Below are 1438 nucleotides of genomic sequence, written 5' to 3' on the forward strand. Positions count from 1 at the left end.
GGAGAGCGAGGCGGCGTGGACGGCGCGGGCCACGTCGCGGACATCGACGAAATCGCGCTGCGCGCCGAGGCCGCCGAGTTTCAGTTCGCCGTCCCCGGACTGCATGGCCCGGCGCATGGCCTCGGCGAGACGGCCCAGCGGGGAGCCGGCGGGGGTGCCGGGTCCGGCCGGTGAGAAGACCCGCAGGACGACGGCGTCCAGGCCGGAGCCGAGGACGAGTTCGGTGGCGGCGAGTTTGCTGACGCCGTACGGGCCGCCGGGCCGGGGCACGGCGTCCTCGGCGGTGGAGGAGCCGGGCTGGCTCGGGCCGTACTCCGCGCTACAACCGATCTGCACCAGCCGAGCTCCGCAGCCGCTGCGGCGCAGGGCCTCGCAGACGGTGGCGACGGCTACGGTGTTGTGGCGGGTGAGCTCGCGGGCCCCGCCGCGGGTGGCGCCGGCGCAGTTGACGACGACGCCCGGGTGGACCGCGTCGAGGAAGCGGGTGAGAGCGCCGGGGCTGCCGGAGGCGAGGTCGAAGCGGACGTCGGCGTCGTCACCGCGGCCGAGGGCGGTGAGCTGCACGGCCGGGTCGGCGAGCAGGCGGTCGGCGACGAAACGCCCGATGTAGCCGTTGGCTCCGATCAGCAGGACTCTCATCGCACGGCTCCCCATGTCGCCGGGGCTCCTGGGTGGGTGATCATGCGGGTTCTCCTCGAGGCGGATGGGGAAGGGACGGGAGGGGTGCTGCCTGCGGCGGTGGGGCCGGTGTCCGCAGCGCTCATCGCGCGGGCTCCGGCGGTGCGTGGGCCGAGGCCCGGGTGAGCTTGCGGGTCGCGTGGACCAGGAGGGCCAACGCCGCAGCTCCGCAGATGAGGGTGGGGACGCTGTCGGCACCCCAGGTGGTGACGAGGGTTTCGACGGGGGTGGCCAGGAAGCCGAAACCGGGGAGGCGGGAGGCGAACACGGTGGCGAGGGCGGCCGCCTCGACCGTGGCCGCCGCGGTGAGGACCACGGCGGGGGCGTAGGTGAAGCCGTGCGTGGTGAGAAGTCGGGCCAGGAAGAGGAGGGCGCCCAGGGCGAGGGCCTGCGGGTAGGCCGCGGGCTCGCCGAGGACGGCGGAGCTGAGGGTGAGCAGGGCAGCCAGGGCGCACAGGAACAGGACGAACGTGCCGACCAGGAGGGGGCGTACGGCGGCGGCGAAGTCCTCCAGGCCGCGGCTGGCCGCGAGTTTGCGGCGGGCTCGGGCGGTGAGGAGGTGCGCGGTCCAGGCGGCGGGCGCGCAGGCCAGGGCAAGGGCCAGGACCGGGACGGCGGTGAGGGGCCAGGCGCCCTCGGCCGTGCCGGTGGGCAGGGTGTCGGGGCCTCCGGCGAGCGCGTTGTCGAGCAGGCCGTTGCCCAGGAGGGCATAGGCGACGAGCCACACGGCCCACGGGGTGCTCCCGCCGGAGGCCGCGCC

At 75.7% G+C, this 1438-nt stretch carries 1 protein-coding gene and 1 pseudogene; both read right to left on the reverse strand.

What is annotated here, in order from left to right:
• A partial coding sequence (locus ABZ281_RS49255) for an NAD-dependent epimerase/dehydratase family protein (protein WP_356665361.1) occupies positions 1-639 on the reverse strand: 639 nt, incomplete at its 3' end.
• A gap of 121 nt (positions 640-760) precedes the next feature.
• Positions 761-1438, reverse strand: a pseudogene (locus ABZ281_RS49260) (hypothetical protein); the annotation flags it as partial.

Origin of the sequence: Streptomyces sp. NPDC006265, assembly GCF_040613555.1 — a bacterium.
GTDB lineage: Bacteria > Actinomycetota > Actinomycetes > Streptomycetales > Streptomycetaceae > Streptomyces.